Consider the following 18,258-nt stretch of genomic DNA (forward strand, 5'->3'; position numbering starts at 1 on the left):
CATTTCACTTCCTTTGTTTTTTGTCCTCCTTTACTTTACCCTTATATCACAGAAATTCAAGTACTTTTGTGTATTTTTTCACTAAAAACTGTAGTTCTTTTAATTTTATATAAAAACATCCTGAAACAAGTCCTATTTCTTGTTTCAGGATGTTTACTTATCCGTTTTTAAAGAGTTATCTTTTCACTTTAAAACAATAGGTTGCTATGGCTAACGATAAAAAGCTCAGGCCTAGGAAGCTCCCAACTGCTGAAGATTGTTCCCCTGTTTTGGGGAATTTTTTCTTGGCAATTTTGGTCGTATTATCCGCTTTTTTGACTGTTCCTGACGATTCTTGATTTGTCTGTATCTGTTTAGTTGCTTGGTTTTCTGCTACTGATTCCTTTGTTTGACTAGCCTTGGCAGAGGTCTTTGAATTACTTTGAGCGTCATTAGGATCTTGATTAGACTCTACCGCGTAAATGACAGAATTTTGGCCTTTGTTTTGGCTACTTTCGTTTACAGTGCTTAGGGTGCTACTCTCACTTGTACTGTTGGTTGCGCTGGTCGTACTTGAAGCACTGCTTTCGCTGGTTGTGCTTGGCGTGTTGCTTTCGCTGGTACTACTGCTTTCACTTGGCGTGCTTGAGGTGCTGCTTTCGCTGGTATTACTGGTTTCGCTAGTTGTGCTTGGCGTGCTGCTTTCACTGGTTGTGCTTGAGGTGCTGCTTTCGCTTGTGTTACTAGTTGTCTCTGTTGATTTTTCAACTAACAGAAGTAACGCCGTTTTTATGGTTTGTGTTAATTGATTAATACGCTTTTGTGCATCTGCAGGCGTTTTAAAGCCACCAAGTGTTGGCTCTAATAATTCTTCATCTGACCAAGCAAGCAGTTGTTGTAACTGCTTAGAGCTTCTTTCGCCAGTTGTTGTATCTATTAAGGCTTCTTGCATGGCTTGCCAAGAGTCTGTGGTATATACAGATTCGTCTAATTTATGAACGCTTGCCAGTTCATTTTCTGCTTCTGCACGCTCTAGCGTGATATCGGCTTTTTTGACTAATACTTTCATTGCAGATTGCAAATTACTTGTTAACTGATCCACTTGTTCTTGAGTTTTGTCCCCACTCACCTGACCTTCTGCTAACAATTGTGTCGCCTGCTGATAATAGGAAGAAACAATCGTTTTAGGCCCAATGGCAGTGAATAGCTGCCAAGAGTAAACCGTATATTGGTTTGCTTCACCAATCGAAGCATAAACGGTTTGTAGTTGGGACAAATCAAGCTTTTTTGCCGGAGCCTCTACCGTCACCGGTACGTTCACTGTTACCAATGAACCTGTTTCATAAGTTAATTGAACAGTCACTTTTTGTTGGCCGATTTCATTTAAAACCTCTGGATTGACGATTTTAGCAGTTGGGACTGCTTCATCCGCGTCATTTGTATTAGCAACCAGTTGCTGCGGATCGATTGATTGTCCTTGCACAATCGTTGTAGCCACAGGGGTTGCTAAAGTATTTCTAACCGGAATTGGCGTATTTTTATATTGCTCATAAAGTGTTGGTGGAATTAACGATTCCCATGTTGCTGGCATTAAGCGATAGTCGGCCTCTGTCCAATTTTCTACCAATAATTGGCCGTTTTTAAGGCCATCATCTCGAGTATTGTCTTTCACAAAACTCGTTTCTGGTCGGAAACCACCGCCACTAGCGATTAACAATTCCCGACGTCGGTTTTGCGGAATATTGTGGTAGTTAACAAACTGATTGTTGATAAATACGCCATTGAACACATTGTTATTTCCTGTATGTCGATTGTATTCCATTCCAATTGCATATTGATTGTCCCAATACTTCCAATCAAAAATGTTATTAGCCACTAGCCAGTTGGATAATTCTGAAATAGCTCCCTCTGCTTGCGTTTCTGCCAAACCAATCTCTGGTGTTCCATACATAATGAGACCTGTATTTCGCAAATAATTATTCATAATCGTAATATTACGGCCTGATTTAAACTTAAATCCGCCAGCTGGACCATTTTGTAGTCCGCGTAAATGATTCCCTACTACCGTGATGTTTTGGGCGCCACGGAAATAAATTGCATGATCTCCTACCAGACCATTCAAGTCTTCATTATCATAAGGTGAATAGAAAAAATTATGTTGAACAGTTACATCCTTCAACATATTAAAAGAATTAACCCCGGTGGATAGATAATTTTGTTCATTAGGTACTGAAATAGCACCTGCTTCAATGGCTGTTTGTAAACGTGTAATAGTCGCTGCTAAGTCTGAACGACTGGTGCTTTTAATCGCATCTAATTCCGTCACTTTTAACCCAAATAAATTGTCCACGATGTCTACATCTGACATATACTGGAAGCGACTTGGTGTTGAATAACCACCAATGTAAATCGCTCGGTTAAAATCAATCCCTGGCTGCATATGTGCTGTGTCTCGCATGAAAATATTGCCTGAAATCTTAACACCAATATCTGCATTTAAATTGACCACGAATCCTTTTAATGGATTATAAAAGATATTGTTTGCTAGCGTTAATTGATTCGTCAATTTTAAGGTCACATTGATGCCGTCAAAAGCAATATTTTGAAGTCGTACATTGGTTTTCGTCCCGTACGTTGTGTCTGTTAGCTGAATCGGTGCACCTGTAGCATTATGTAAAATAGTGGCTCCTGTTGTATCGCCAATTAATTGATAATTTGAAGAAATCGCAATATCTTTTGACAGAGCATAACTTCCCTGTGGTAAAAATAATGCCCGTCCTTCCTTTGCTGTCTGACTCAGTAATGTCTGTAACTTCTCTGTTTGATCCTCTGTGCTATTAGGTACCATCGCTTGCGCACCAAAAATTGTTGCATCTGTTGCATCAACTGGTTCAGCCGCTTCAGTCACCATTGGTAGACCAACCACCGTCAATAAACCAAATAGAAGAATAAGTATTGTTTTCTTCATGTGTTTTCCTCTTTTCATTCCGTTACTTCCAACGGCTTATTTTGTAAAAGTTGATACAGCGTAATAACACGACTGTCTTCGTATGCATAAATTTTTTTTAATTTTGGATTCATATGTAAGATACTTGTTACCTTTAACAAGTTTTGATTTGTGACTTCTAATTCTAAGGCCTCAACCAATTCCTTTAATCGAACACCGGCACTATTTTCTTCACAACTTAAGATTTCTTCAATTTGTTCCATCCGTTTTTTCATTCTATCCCGCCTTCCTTCCCTTGCTCTTTCTATTATATAGAAAAATTCTTGTGAGAACCCTCAATATTTTTTAACTGACTGTTAAAAAAAGTAGTAGTTCCTTTACTATCAATAGCTAATCATCTATTATTTACGATAAAAAAAGCAAAAAAAGTACCTTTTTGACATAATTTTCAGAAGAATTGACGCAGTATTTATTAAAAAACAACGAGAAAACGTCAATAAGTAGGTGTTGATTACCTACTTATTGACGTTTTCTTCTTGTCTTTTTTTACTTTTTAGAAAAATTTTTTTACAATTTATCGGACATATGCATCAAAAAAGCCCATTTTTTTGATTTTTTATTAAAGTGACGTGGTTCTTTTCTCGTTAATTTTTACTATTTTTTGGTTCAAACGATTATATTGCTCAAACCTTAACTCACTTGAAAGTAAAAAGATCTCTGGATGACCCGTTTCCACATCTGCCAAAGAAGTCACTAATAGTAAATCAATATTTTGCCATTCTTCTTTGCTTGCTTCACTGTATCGTAAAACTTCCAATGCATAGAACCGACGAAAATTATTTTCAATCGAAAGTTTCACCCGTTCTTCTTCCAGTACTGGCAAGCCTGATTTTAAACCTAAAACAATTTTTTGTTCGCGATGAATTAAATCATCGGAAAGCGCCAAAACACTAGAATAACGCAGAGCCAAAAATTCTTTATTTGTAAATAATTCATTGCCTGTTTGTTCGTAAAGTTGATTTAAGCCTTGGCTTAATTCTTCTAAAAGAACCGGATATTTTTCTTTAACTTTATTCCAAAAGACATTGTACATTTTCACATTTTGGACATAGTAAAGTTCGGCAAATAAATGTGTAGCAAACAAATAATAAAAAATTTGCGGACGAATTTTCTCCAATTGCGGCGTCATGTGTATTTCTTCTAATAAGAAATGTTGGACTAAATGAGTCAACATGTAAACAGGCGCTTCAGTCTCATCAAAATGCGCTAAAATTGCTTGTGCAGTGGCTTCGTCTTGATAAAATTGGTCATTGGCTAACAAGAAAAAGTACACAAAAGTTAAATCGTTTTTATTAAGGAAAAGGGTTGTAGCTGTCATCTCTTCTATAAAGGCTTGGTAATGTTTATTACCTTCTAAATAAGTTTCTTGCTCGGCTGAAGGTCGATATTCGGCGCCTTGCGCACTCCGGACTTTTGAGATAGCGACCATATATTTAACTCGGCGTGTCACCGTTTCCGCAACTTCTACGTTGAAAAAAGCCATCATTTTTTGGACGGTTTGTGCGACTTCCGTTTCTTGTATATAGTCAAAAGGCCAAGTATCACGGATTAAGTCCATAAAAATAGTGTAAGCAAAATGGCGCAAATACGCTTCATTGCCTTCAATTTTCCAGGTGCTTTTATTAATCACTAGCCCCAATGGCGCTAAAATTTCTGTAAACCCTTTAAGCAAGCGCCGAATCGTGGCATCACTGGTATGATACTTTGCTGTCGCTGGCACAATTCCATTAAATCGACCCCAGAATAAATCTTCCATTACTTGATAAGTTAAACTATCCCGAAAAATTGCTGTATAAAGTTTCTGGAACGCTTGGCTAGACGCCAAGTTCAAGCGATAACCATGCCCCTTTTCAAAAGCCAAAGAAGCATCATTATCCACAGCATAATACGTAATGTCATCTTTTAGAAGTTCTACGTATTTTTTGACTGATTTTTTGTTTAATTGTAATTCTTCTGCTAACTCATTGATGTCAATCCAGCCTTCATTAATTGGCAAGTTTCTTAAAATAATAATTTTAGAAACGACATCTGTATCGAATATATCAACATATTCATCCCATTTCACTGTTCACTCAACTGCCTCTCTTCTGTTCTATTGTACACAAAATGAGAAATCTATTCCACGAAAAAAATAACAGTTGTTTCTTTTATTCTTTCGTAGATGTGGACGTTTCAGGAACAAACACGTTGAGTCCCCCAGCTTCCACCGTTACTTTAATCGGTAAATCATCGGTAGGGTCGCCATCTGTTCGTGTTTGGACTTTCTTGTCTTTTTCGCCACTAATTTTAAATTGACTCCCAGAGAAATACACGACACCAGGAATTTCATTTAATTGTCCTCTGATAATTTTAGGTAAATAATAGACAAACTTGTAAAAAACTAACTTAGGTAAAATGATAATGTGGACTTCGCCGTCATCTGGCGTGGCATTGGCATCGAAATTGGTAAAGCCGCCAGCAGAATTCGTCATGGTCATCGTTAATAATTGGGCTTTGCCATGCCAACGTCTTTCATCGCCATCAATTTTTAGTTTGTATTTTTTCTTTTTCATTAATAAGCGGAAAAATTGCTTTGTAAAGGCTAAAGGACCATATTTTTGTTTCTCCTGTTGGGTCACATTTGCTGCTGTATCTGCTAATAGTCCAATCGTTAAGGTCGAAATCATCACATCTTGATTTACCATCCCAAAGTCAACTGGCGTGGTCTGTCCTGCCAAAATGGTCTCAAAGGCGTCTTCTTCTTTCAAAGGAATACTTAACACACGTGCAAAATTATTGACTGTTCCACCTGGAATAATCCCTATTTGATAGTCACGAATGGTGTCTTTAAAATTTTGAACGGCATGATGAATGGTCCCGTCACCACCAATGACGACCAAGACACCCACTTGATTTTCTTTGGCATTTTTCCGCATTTCTTCAGGATCAATGTCTGGATTGGAAGGTTGCAAAATAACCGCTTCCCCTTTCGCTTCTGCAGCTTTTTTAAAGCGTTCTGCAATCTCTTTACTTTCACTACTTCCTGAAGTTTCGTTGTATAAAACCATCATCTTTTTCATCATTCTATCCTCATATCTCTAACTAAATTTCTTGCACATGTAAAGTGTACAATATTTTAGCCAAAATACCTAAAGATAGCATCGAAAAACAAAGGCTGAGGCACAAGCGGTTATCTTCAAGAACCCCGTAAGTTCTGTTCAAAGGCTAAACTGCGATGAAGGGTTACCTGAGAATGTCAATAAGAAGAAGCTACTTTTGTTCAGTTGATTAGCTTAAGATGAAAAAACAGGCCATCCGTCGAAAGGACGGATGGCCTGTTTTTTTATAGCTTTTGCTTATTTCTTGCTCTTTTTATAGAAGAGCCAACTTGCCAAACCGACCAACAGGAGGCCGATAAAGACAAAGAAGTAATTGACTTGTGTGTTGGTTTTCGGTAAACCAAGCCAACCTGTCTCTCTAGCTGCTTGTTTCGTTGTTGGCTGATTTGGTTTTGTTTTTTTGGATACAGGTTGTTTTTCGTTAACAAACGTGCCCGCATCCACGAGTTCAGGTTTGTCTTTCGCTGTTGCCGCAATAGTGAATGCGACAGCTTGCTTAGACAGTTGGTAACCATCCGGTGCTTTTGTTTCCACAAAGGTATATTTTCCTGGTTGTAAGTGGTTCACTTGAACTAACCCTTGGTTGTCAGAACGTAATGAACGAGCGACAGTTTGCCCTGTCTCTGCATCCGTCACTTTAAATTCAGCACCTGCTAAGGCATTCTTTTGCTGATCAATTTTCACCAGCTTGGCAGCACCTTGGTAATTAATAAAAGGTGCTTTAAGTACCACAGTGGCTGGTTTGCCTTGGTTGTCTTTCGCAATCGTAAAGCTTGCGCTTGGCGTTTCATTAAGAAGATAGCCAGTTGGCGCTTGTGTCTCCACAAAACGATACGTTCCCGCTGCTAAGTTTTTCGCAATGACTTTGCCTTGCTTGTCGGACATCAGATTGGTTTGTCCAGACACGGTTTGCCCTGCTTCATCAATGACCTTAAACACCGCACCAGCCAATGCTTCACCTGTTTCGTTTTCTTTGGTTAATTGAGCAGTTCCTTGATAATTGATAAGATCGCCTAAAGCAATTGGCTGCTCTTTTCCTAATTGGGCGGTTACATCAAATGGATGTGGCGTTGTGTCTAACAGATAGCCTGTTGGTGCTTTCGTTTCCACTAAAACGTAATGCCCTTCATTCAGCCCTTTAGCGTAAATTTCGCCAGTCTTATCCGTTGTTATTTCAGAAACTTTTTCTCCTACACGATTCAAGAATGTTATCGATGAACCTTGTGGCTGATTCTGCTCATCGGCATTGTAAATTGCAAAAACTGCACCCGCTAAGGCTTGACCTTGCTCATTGACTTTACATCCCGTTACTTCCGCTTGATAATTTACAAACTCTAACTCATCTAATGGTTGTTTATCATTTGAATTCTTCTTCACTACAAAATAAATGGGTTGTTTATTGACGATATAGCCATCCGTTGCATCCAGTTCATCTAATTCATAGCTACCAGCGCCTAAATCCTCCATAGCCAATGAACCATCTTTTTCAGCAGTTACTTCTCTTTCAAAGATTTTTTCCCCGTTTTCTATTCGATACAATTTAAAAATCGTTCCTGGAAGTGGGTTCGCATTGGCATCAATTTTCTTAAAGACGGCACGTCCTTTGAAATTGGCGAAGGCCCCTAATTGGAAGATCTCCGGGTCGCCTTTGAAATCACCACGAATTTCTACTTTTACTAATTCAGGATAAATAATATAATCTGCGCCATCTGGTAATTTTGGTGCTTTGATTTCTTTGTAATAATAGGTACCTGGCGCCAAGTCTCTAAAGATAATTTTGCCATCTTTGCCACTCGTTGCTGTAATCCCTAATGATTGTTTATTGTGATCATATAGTTCAAAAACAGCACCTGCTAATGGTTGGTCTGCGCTATTCGTTTTCACGATTTGGAAAGCCCCTTTGTAATTCACAAAGTTGTCACTAGCAACAATGACCGCTGGTTTACCAGCATTTTTCTCAGCAATTTCAAATGGGACTGGCGTGGTATTTAATAAATAGCCTGTTGGCGCTTTGGTTTCTACAAAGCGATATTTTCCTGGGGCTAAGTGCTCTGCAACAATTTCCCCTTGATTATTTGTCGTCAAGCCTGTTTGAATCGTTTCTCCCTTCGCATCAAGCACTTTAAATGTCGCACCACTTAATAAGTGTCCATTCACATCTTTTTTGATTAATTTAGCCGTGCCTTGATAGTTAACAAAGTTAGCCGTTGCTATAACTGTTGCTGGTTTGCCCCGATCGCTTGCTGCAATCGTGAAAGCACTTGGTTCAGTGTTTAAAAGGTACCCTGCTGGCGCTTTGGTTTCCACAAATTGATATTTTCCTGGGGCTAAATCCGTCACTGTGACTTTTCCGTTTGCATCCGAAACTAAGTGTTCTCGAACTGCTTGTCCTGTGGTGTCAAGGACTGAAAATTCAGCACCTGCTAATGGATTGCCTGCTTGGTCTTTTTTAATTAGTTCAGCAGAACCTTGGTAATTAAGCATTTTAACATGAACATCACGAATTTGTCCGCTCGTGTTTTGTGTCACAATGAACCGTTTGGGTGTCGTGTCTAAAAGATAGCCTGTCGGTGCTTCGATTTCTGTAAACTGATAAAGCCCTGGTTTTAAACTATCCACCTCTAACTGGCCATTTGCGTTGGTTCGATCCGGCGCAAGGGGAACTTCTTCCCAATGAGTAAACGGCGTGGTTACAGCATGCTCTAATTTAAAGCGTGCATTGACTAATTTTTTGCCCTTCTCATCTGTTTTTTCTAAAATTACTTTATTTACATCGTTTTTAATAATGGTTGGTTGTGCTCCTTCGGCTGAAGTTTCTTCATCAATAGTAATGACTCGGCCTTTAGCTAATTCGTCCGAAACTGTATAGCCTTCTGGTGCTTTTGTCTCCACCAAAATGTATTGCCCTTGCGGCAACCCACCAAATGTGATAACCCCAGTGGCGTCTACTGTACCTTCACGTAGGACTTGTGTTTTGGCTTGGTCCCAAATTTGGAAATGGGCGCCTGCTAAAATAGTCGTCCCATCCATGGCTGTTTTCTTCAGCTGAATTTTGCCTTTAGTCCCTGTGGCATGCCCGCCACTGTGATCAATGTCAACGACCACATCGCCATTGTCATCCCCATGAACGACTTCTGAACCATTTCCAGTAATTGACACTTGGTTGGATACCGTGTCTGTACTCCCCGCCGCTGAAGAAGTCACTAAACTACGATATTCCATATAATAAGGTGCTTCAATATGGGCCATTTTAACGACAATTTTTTGTTGTCCTGTTTCATTATCGGTGGTAACTTCCAGTGTGTAATCTTTTCCTTCTTCTAAAATAACAGATTTATCTGGCGTAATAGTTCCGTCTTCTGTTACGTTGGTACCGTAAATCACCAATGACTCGGGATCTAGCACTTGGTTTGGTGAGGGTGTATCAGTAATAACCACATCGTCTAAAACCGATTGGGCGCCATTGATCATTACATGCCAGTACACATGATCTGGATCATCTTTGTGGTATTCGCCACCTTTTTTCACTGATTCGCCACCATGTTGAATAGAAACTTTTCCTGTCACATCACGTGAAGAACCTTGGTTTGTATAAGATGCGGTATTGTCATAGCTAGCCGAACCTTCGATAACTTTTTCATCAACAGACGTCTTAAATTCAATCACATACGTACGACTATCATTAGGAAAATCAACACGCCAAGTATTTTGGTTTTTCTCGCTTGGTTCTTCCATTGTGATATCCGTCAACGGTTGCGTTGGTTTCACTTTTTCAACCGAACCATCTGGTTTTGTATTGCCTTCATAGACTTTCAAGCTCCCAGCCAAATAGGTTTGATTGGCTAAAATTGGATCCGTCAAAAAGGCGTCGACTAAACGATTATTACTTAAATTAACCGCAAGCGTCCAAGTGATTTCTTTGGTAACGGCATTGTAAACACCGCTTTTTTGCGCATTTAAATCAAAAGCAGGTAAAGGTTTAAACGGTTTACTATCTTCTGAATGATGATTGTTTCCTGCTTCATCCGTCCAATCAATGGCAGCAGTATTTCGGTAATGGTCTAACGCGGGATTGTTAGCGTCTAACTCGGTAACATCGAAAAAGGTAGTATAGGTTATGTGGAAGGCATCACTTGTTTTGGCATACGCCCCTATAAAACTTAACTTAAAGCCTGTTTCACCATCTGCATTATGAGTTATTTCTACCTTGTAATCTTTACCTAACGTCAACTGAGCACCAGTGGTTGTATCTTTGACAACCAACGAATTGGGTACCATGGTTAAGCCAGGAACTGGTTCGTACGTATCCGTAATCACGGCATTTTCCATCAAATAATTATTTTGATTCACAGCTAACGTCCAACCAATCGTCGAATTTTGATAATCCACTGCACCAGTGTTTTTAATAATATTTTGTTGACTGGCTGTGCCATCACCTTCTGAATGCTGACCAGTGCCAACATCCACACGATTATTCACGGCAACATCGCCTTCGACAATTCCATCAACTTTGGTTTTATAATCAATCTTGACTGCACCAGTCACATCATGTAAAAAGTCAATTGCAAAGGAACCGTCTCCGTTGATTACCACTTTGTAATCTTTTCCTTCCACAAGTTCTGCTCCAACGACTTCATTTCCTTTGTCATCAAACGTCACTGAATATAAATGTAAAGAATCTGGTTCAAACGTTAAATTATCGCCCATTGTGTCTGTAATGACTGCTTGGTCTTTTGGAATGGTTTGTTCACCATAGTTGTAGTTAATTTCCCAAGTGAATTCTTGATTGGCTTCGTCGTAATCTATATTGCGCTTGTCTAACATTTTGCCATATGTGGCGGTAACAGTTGCTTCAGCATCTAACCCATTTGGATTATTATCACTTGTTAACGTCGCGTGATTTTTAAAAGGCACATCGCCGCCGCCATCTGGAATAACCGCCTCGTCAATCGTCGTTTGGTACTCAAGACGATACGCTTTGTTGGTGTCACCTTTAATCGTCACATTGCCATTTTTATCAACGGTATATTCATCTGGACTAAGTTCGCGACCCACTTCTTTAATTGTTCCATCAAGATTCATCACTAACTCATAGACTTTCACGGACTTAAAGGTATTCCCTGTTGGCCATGTTTCCGTCACAGTTGGATTTGTTTGATCTTTCATCGCTTGATTGATATCTACCGTCCAAGTAATCGCACTAGGATTGGGCGTTCGATCAAAATGGCCTTGTTTATCAATTTGTTGTTCGGTATCTGGGACAATCGGAATCACTACAGGCGGCAAATCTTCTTGTGTAGGAATATCAATCACCCAATCTCCTGGGCCCCGCCCATCTGAATCATTCAAATGAGTATCTAAAGAAAAGTCCCCGTGAATGTCACTTTCAGACGTGATTCGCTCATTAAAGGTAAAACGAACCGTACCATCTTCACCAATTGTGTAGGTTCCATAGACATTGCCTTCTGCATCAACTAAGTCACCTGAACCGGGTTTATTAGGTTTCAAATTGCCAGGTAATTGAAACTCAAAGTAATCGCCTGCTTTCATTTGTTCCCGCACATCTTCTGGAATCGACCAGTTAAAGTTCCAATGAATGGTCACATCTTCTTTATACGGCGGTGTTGCTGGTGTGCCATCAGGATTTAAATAAATCGGATCTTCAAAATTATTGATAATCGTTGTTTCATCACCTGTAAAATAGTCACTGATATCTGTTGGTCCTGCTACGCGCGGTTTGACAGTCGTAGACTCGGTTGTTTTACTTTCTATCGCTTTTGTCGTGCTGGCGACAGTTTCTTCGGACGAACGAGGAACAGAGGAGTTTGTAGATGCTTCTTCTGTTGAACCTTCATTCGCTGATGCGGCTGGCGAACTCGTGATTGCCGTTGATTCTGTCGGATCAGTACCAGTATTTAACGTCAACGCTCGTTGCTGTTGTCCATAAGAAAACGTCACATCTTCTGTAGCTGTAGGGTTCAACGTTAAGACTAACGTATCTGCTAACGCTTGCTGATTCAATTCAATTTGAATCTGTTTCTTCTGGTCATCCACTTGAATCTTGCGCGTATTATTGGGCGCTGCCCAATGTGCAGCTTTGATTGACACATTGGCACTATAATGCACTACAACCTCTTGTGTTACTGGTTGTGCTTTTCCTTGAAGCGCTAAGGTCATTTCTTGTTGGCTGGTTTGCTTCACTTCTCCTAACGTTAACTGGCCATCGCTGTTAACATCTTCCGCCAAAGCCATGAGTGGTGTGCCATAATTTAGAACAAGTAACAAACACATCAACCCGTAGAGCCAACGGTTTACCATTGGTCCATTCTTTCTCATTTCTTTCATCCTTCCTCTACTAACGACACATAGAAGAGAACGTTCACTTCGTACCAATTTTTTATTTTAAACCAAATAAGTGAGTGCTCTTCTGTTGTCTTTCTTCCTTGCTAAAACAGACAGCCAACACACCTTTTCTTTTTATCTCCTCAAAACGCACTCTTACTTCGAATGCGGATTCATTTTCTGCTTTTTCCTATAGACTCTTCTATAAGAATAAGAAGAGTATAACGAGATTTTTCAGCAAAAATTATCAACAACTTCTCCTCCAAATAGAAAAAGTTGATAAAATCCAAGAAACCCTTTTCATCTTTATGAAGACACGCCCTTATCCTTTCTTATTTTTACTATTCCTCCTTCCACTATACCGTTTTTTTAAATTTTTTTCATAAGAACTAACCAGACAAAAAAGCCTATTTGTATAAGCTATTTAAGCTAAAAAATCAATAGACTCAAATTATCATTTTTGTTATTTAAATGTTTTATATAAACTGGTTGTTTTTCTTAATAATTTTTTGCTCTACCATTTTTTGTCCATGTTTTCTTCCGTTTGACACATTCAGTTCTTCTTGATTTTTAAGAATAGATACAGTAGCATAAGAACAACTAGTTCTTTCACTGGCAATTGTCAAATGTCATTTAGAAAAGAATGCCCTATCTGTATTATCTGAAAAATCAAACAATCATAACCAATTAGAAAGGTGGTTATTATGCATAACTTATTAACCAAACAGGAAATTCAGTTACTTTCCCTAATTGAATACTTGTATGACAGTAAAGAAAAAGTCCCCATGCAAGTACTCCGACGAAAATATGAATTTTCCCATTACAATATCAACAATTTATTGAATCAATTAACTTTGTTAATTTCTCGAGTCAATACACATGAAAATGTACATATTCGTATTATTAATAATCAACAGTCCATAGAATTAGTCGCCGATGAAAATATCCCGATTGAGTTAATGAAAGAAGCTGTTGTCCGCGGGTCACTAACCTATATGTTAGCCCTGGATTTACTTTTAAAACGCTACACTTCAGCCAAAGATTTTTGTGAAGAGCACTTTATTAACTTTTCTATTTTTAAACAAGTCAGTGACCGTTTAAATAATCATCTAGCTAGATTTAATTGTTATTTAAACTTAAAAAGACGAGAAAAAATTTGTGGTAACGAGAAAGATTTTCGCAGTTTCTTTTATTCCTTATTCTTCATTTCAGGAACTTCTCTAGTACCATTTTTATCTAAGACTAATCAAGCGCAATTGCAGAACTTCATTGAAATCATCAAAAACCGTTATCCTTACTTTACATATACCGATTTACGCAAATTAAAATTAATTATGTCCATAGGTTTACTCCGTTACCAATCTGATTTTACAATCAGCGATTATCCTGAAATTGCTACGATCAATTTAGCCTTTCCTTATTCAGAATTTCAATTATTAGTGAATGATTGTTTTATTAATGAACAAAAAGAACCCGACACATGGCGGGCTGAAATTCGTTTCTACTATGATTTTTTCAGTACATTAACGATGTATTCACTTGAACAAATAGAAACGGTCAACTTTGCCAACTTAGCGATTATGGGCATGGATGAAAGTCCCCATGTCACCTGGATTTTTGAAAAATGTACGCAATTACAGTTGGATTTAAGCGCAATAGAAGTTGTCTTTTTGTTGGTTAATTTATCCAATGCCAGTGAACGACTAATTCATTTTCCTGTGGAAGAGGAATTGAGCTATGAGGTTGCTAACGTCTCTTTGTATGAAAAGCAATACCCAAATGTTTCGCGAACAACCAACTATTTCTTAAAGCGTTTGCCTTTTGACAAAGAGCACCCACTAGATGCATTATTTAAAGAAACCATTTTTTTAATTATTCGGAGTGTTTTATTAAACAAACAAATTCCTGTTAAAATTTTACTTCATTCATCTATTAATCAGATACAAGAAAATTGGTTAGCGAAGGAAATCAATAATTATTGCGATGTTCCTTTGAAATTCGTCAATCATATTCAAGAAGTGCCTGACCTAGTCATTACTGACAAAAATAATCCGCTTTTTCACGCCAGCAAAACCTTTTATTGGCATCCTGTTCCTTATTTAGACGAGTACTATAACCTAAAACAAGTAGTTCGCAAAATTTATTTTGCCAAATTACGTGGGGAAAACAGTTTGGAGGGAATCGGATGTTAACAGGGTTACTTGATGTACCTTATCGTAAAAGTTTTGCTCTTTTAGAAGAATTACTCGAACGTTGTGAAGCAGAAGAGCAAACATTGGCGATTTCTACTTTAGCGACTCAATTAAAAATGCAACAAACTACCATTCTACAATCCGTGGCTTTGCTCCAAACAGAAATTGAAAAGAACGGCTGGGAGAACTTATTTTCTTTGTCGGCAAACGCCAAAGAAATCACATTTTGGTTTGCACCCTATTTCCAACTATCGTTCTTGATGCCTTACTTTGTCAAAAAAAGTTTCGCATATCAAGTGTTGACCTACGCCTTTAACCATAATGCAATTGATAGCAAACATTTTGAAAAAGTCCTAGAAATTTCTTCGTCAACCTTTACACGAAAAATTGGTCAACTAAATCAATGGCTTCAAAAATATCAGATTGAAATCAATTTAAAACGTACCAATGTGTTGGTGGGCAAAGAAAAAGATATCCGGATTTTCTTTATGATGCTTTTTTGGAACAATTACTCTGAAGGGGATTGGCCGTTGCACACGATTACTAAAAAAGAAGTCCATAGTCTCTTTCGACGTTTAAAACACTCTGTTTCTTTCAATACAACACAAGATTTTACAAAAGACTTAATTTTTTCTGCGGTGATTTTAGCGCGTTGGAAAGAGGGCTTTTTTATCAAAGAAACTTTCGTGGAGGAAGAAGCGATTGTTAATCCCTTTGTTAATCTGAGTGAGTTTGAATTGTTTTTTAAAGAAGAAGCCTTACACCAAGTTCCAACAAAATTTATACAAAAAGAAGGACTTTTTGCCTTTTTCTTATTGACGATTAGTGTCAGCTACGCCACACAAGATGTCTTGGAAATTCCTGCAGCACGGATGCATATGGTCCAGCTATTAGGCTCACCCATTAAAGAGATCATTTATCAACTAACGTCTTTTTATCAAATTAAATTGACATTTCACGAGTATCTTTATCTATATACTTCTATCCAAAATTTAAGTGTCTTTTTTAAGACCTTTGTCACGATTGCCAATCCATTTGTGCAAGAAAGCTTTTTAAAAGAAGCACTTCAAAAAAATCCAAGTCTCTACAAAGATGTGAAGCGACTTACAATCGAAATGCTTCCAACATTGATGGGCAATGAAAAATTGTTAGTTGACTGCTTGTTTATTCTTTTTTGTACATTGAAAACGAAATCTTTACCACCGATTCGTGTCTTAGTAAGGACCAATCAAAGTAATTTAATTTTAGATACCCTTTATGAAAAGCTAAGTAAAGCCGTGGATAAAAAATTAATTTTTGTCGCTTCACCAGAAAAGCCTTTCGATGTAATTATTACAGATATCTTTTCAGAAGTTAGTGTCAAATCAACGGTTCCCACTTATTATGTTGATTTTTCTGCTAGCATTGGTGAACTAGCGCAAAGCTTAGAAAATTTAAATACACAAATTGTCACCAAACAAAGTCCACGCCACTTTTAAAAGTTTTCACGTGAAACATTTTAAGTGATAAAAATTACAAAAAACGCCAAAAGGTAGCAGAAAAACTGCTACCTTTTGGCGTTTTTTACGAAAATTTTCAATGTTCCACTCTAGTGATACCGAAACGTAGAACATTCATTTACTAACTACTCACTTTACATGACGTTGTTATTTTCTGTCACCAATTCTAGCTCTTGCAAGTAATGATCCAAAGTCGCGTGATGTTGATCGACATCGGCTAACTCTGTTTCAATTTTAGCTAAACGCGTGTTCATGCGTTGAATTTCCGTTAGTGTTTGTTGTAAAACGTTTAAAATCCGTTCATCGTTAGGCATTGAAATCACTCCTTGTCCATTTATAGTTCTGAGCCGTGTTCAATCTCTTCAATCGTTTCAAGAGACAAATCTTTGGCATCATTTTTAGCTTTGTGGAAGACCATATATAAAATGGTACAAACGATTGGGATACAGCCTGCTAAGAAGTACATTTGTTGGAATGACATAAAGTTACGTAATTCACCTAAAACGTACGGACCAACCCCTAATCCAAGGTCTAAACCGATGAAATAAGTCGATAAAGCAATCCCGATACGGTGAGGACTTGGGCTTTCTTGAAGACAAACCGCTTGGCCATTTGACATGAAAGTACCATAACCTAAGCCAATTAACCCACCTGAAACTAATAACATCCAACCAGACGTAGTCATACTTAATAAGAATAAGCCTAGTGTTAAGAAAATGTAGCTCGGATACATGACGTAGCGTTCACCTTTGACATCGAAAATCCGACCTGTCGATGGACGTGTTAAGGTAATCACGACCGCATAGACGATAAAGAAGAAGGTGCTGACGTCAACTAAATCGATTACTTTGACATAAGAAGATAAGAAAGATAAGACACTTGAATAAGCAAGCCCCATTAAAAAGGCGATAAATGTAATAAATAAAACTTTCTTTTCAACAAAACTATCAAAATTCCATTTAGATAAAGCTTCACGATGTTCAGGTGTTAACTCAATATTTTTCACTGGGAAAATGAAGCAAGCAATGGTTGTTAACAAAATTAAAATAATTGAAAAGTTAATAATGACATGGAAGTTGGAAACATTTAACAATAACATCCCAATAAATGGCCCAATGCCGGCTGCTAAACTAGTACTCAACCCATAATAATTGATTCCTTCCCCTTTTTTGTTTTTAGGGATATAGGCGGTAACAATTGCGTTGGTCGCTGTCGAAACGGTTCCGTAACCAAACCCATTTAAAAAACGGACCAGATAAAGAATGCCCATACTTGGCATATACATATACGCAACAGTCGTTAAAAGATAAAACAAAGCCCCATAACGTAAGACTTGTTTGCGCCCAATCAGTTCAAGGAGTTTCCCCATGAAAAGTCGTGCAAGCAATGTCCCGATGATGTAAATTCCTGAGGCCAAACCAGCTTGACCTAAAGTAGCGTGTAAGCTATCTTGCGCAATCACCGCAATAATAACCATTAATAAATAATAAACAAGATAGACAATGAAATTAATCACTGTAATACTGATAAAGCCTTTATTCAAAAGCTTTGTTGGTGTTTGTTCTGTCATAATTCTTTGGATTCCTCTCTCTTTTGTTCTGTTTATTTTGTGTTGCTATTTTTCAATAAAAGACCGCTATCCCCTCACTTTGATGACTTATCAAAAAATTTTCTGAAATTCATTTGCAGTTATTACTATACGAGATATCCGTTACAAAAAAATGTAAATTTGTGAATGATAAACGTTATCTACAAATAACTTCAACAAATGTTGTTGATTTTTGTTGAAGAAAGAGTCCTCAACTATTCTCAAAATATCGAATGGTTGAGGACTCTTTCTTTTAATTAAAAATAAGTTCACATCTATTACAAACTGTCTATAGTTTGACTCTGTATGTCTAAGACATCGGTTACTTTTTGGCCAAATTGTCCTTGGATCGACTTTTCTAAGCCAGTATTTGCATTTTCTATTGAGCGTTTGGCTTGTGCTAAAGCATTTTTTTCCCTTCGCTTGCTTTTCTGTACTTTTTTACTCTGTTGTTGTAACAGCGATAAACCGAGAGACTGCGCTGTTACTTTTTGCAGATTCTTTTGGTATTCTTTCCATAATTTCTCCAATAACTCCATGAACATCCTCCTTC

Annotated in this window: 10 protein-coding genes; 2 read left to right on the plus strand and 8 right to left on the minus strand. The window is 37.9% G+C overall.

Annotated elements, in window-relative coordinates; translation table 11 throughout:
• Nucleotides 1–175 precede the first annotated feature (175 nt).
• From AB1I62_RS13705 to fss1, 5 genes are all read right to left on the minus strand, one after another.
• Entirely contained in the window at nt 176–2,965 is a 2,790-nt protein-coding gene (locus AB1I62_RS13705) for a glycosyl hydrolase family 28-related protein (RefSeq protein ID WP_367019348.1), read from the minus strand.
• A complete protein-coding gene (locus tag AB1I62_RS13710) occupies nt 2,962–3,201 on the minus strand; it encodes a hypothetical protein (RefSeq protein WP_104859475.1) in 240 nt (79 codons plus the stop codon). Before AB1I62_RS13710 ends, AB1I62_RS13705 begins: the two co-directional genes overlap by 4 nt.
• Before the next feature lie 344 nt (nt 3,202–3,545).
• Nucleotides 3,546–5,051 carry a helix-turn-helix domain-containing protein gene (locus AB1I62_RS13715; protein ID WP_367019349.1) on the minus strand — a complete coding sequence of 502 codons (1,506 nt, stop codon included), beginning with the start codon at nt 5,049–5,051 and terminating at the stop codon, nt 3,546–3,548.
• An 82-nt stretch (nt 5,052–5,133) separates the two neighbouring features.
• Nucleotides 5,134–6,048 (minus strand): diacylglycerol kinase family protein, encoded by a 915-nt coding sequence (locus AB1I62_RS13720; protein ID WP_002407569.1) that lies wholly within the window; start codon nt 6,046–6,048, stop codon nt 5,134–5,136.
• Between the two features lie 273 nt (nt 6,049–6,321).
• Entirely contained in the window at nt 6,322–12,420 is a 6,099-nt protein-coding gene (gene fss1 / locus AB1I62_RS13725; RefSeq protein WP_367019351.1) for a fibrinogen-binding MSCRAMM adhesin Fss1, read from the minus strand.
• Nucleotides 12,421–13,130: 710 nt separating this feature from the next.
• Here fss1 and AB1I62_RS13730 point away from each other — a divergent pair.
• Both AB1I62_RS13730 and AB1I62_RS13735 read left to right on the plus strand, forming a co-directional pair.
• Nucleotides 13,131–14,618: a helix-turn-helix domain-containing protein gene (locus AB1I62_RS13730; protein ID WP_048738082.1), complete on the plus strand. Its 1,488-nt coding sequence runs from the start codon at nt 13,131–13,133 to the stop codon at nt 14,616–14,618.
• Nucleotides 14,612–16,096: a helix-turn-helix domain-containing protein gene (locus AB1I62_RS13735; RefSeq protein ID WP_367019352.1), complete on the plus strand. Its 1,485-nt coding sequence runs from the start codon at nt 14,612–14,614 to the stop codon at nt 16,094–16,096. Before AB1I62_RS13730 ends, AB1I62_RS13735 begins: the two co-directional genes overlap by 7 nt.
• Nucleotides 16,097–16,251: 155 nt before the next feature.
• On the opposite strand, the gene AB1I62_RS13740 is transcribed toward AB1I62_RS13735, so the two are convergent.
• The 3 genes from AB1I62_RS13740 to AB1I62_RS13750 form a co-directional block, all read right to left on the minus strand.
• Nucleotides 16,252–16,431 carry a hypothetical protein gene (locus AB1I62_RS13740; RefSeq protein WP_002381345.1) on the minus strand — a complete coding sequence of 60 codons (180 nt, stop codon included), beginning with the start codon at nt 16,429–16,431 and terminating at the stop codon, nt 16,252–16,254.
• Between the two features lie 20 nt (nt 16,432–16,451).
• Nucleotides 16,452–17,687 (minus strand): MFS transporter, encoded by a 1,236-nt coding sequence (locus AB1I62_RS13745; protein ID WP_002356101.1) that lies wholly within the window; start codon nt 17,685–17,687, stop codon nt 16,452–16,454.
• Between the two features lie 296 nt (nt 17,688–17,983).
• Complete coding sequence (locus AB1I62_RS13750; protein WP_025189271.1) at nt 17,984–18,250, minus strand: hypothetical protein; 267 nt, start codon at nt 18,248–18,250, stop codon at nt 17,984–17,986.
• Nucleotides 18,251–18,258: the final 8 nt, after the last annotated feature.

The sequence above is a fragment of the Enterococcus sp. AN402 genome (genome assembly GCF_040719405.1).
Taxonomy (GTDB): Bacteria; Bacillota; Bacilli; order Lactobacillales; family Enterococcaceae; genus Enterococcus; species Enterococcus faecalis.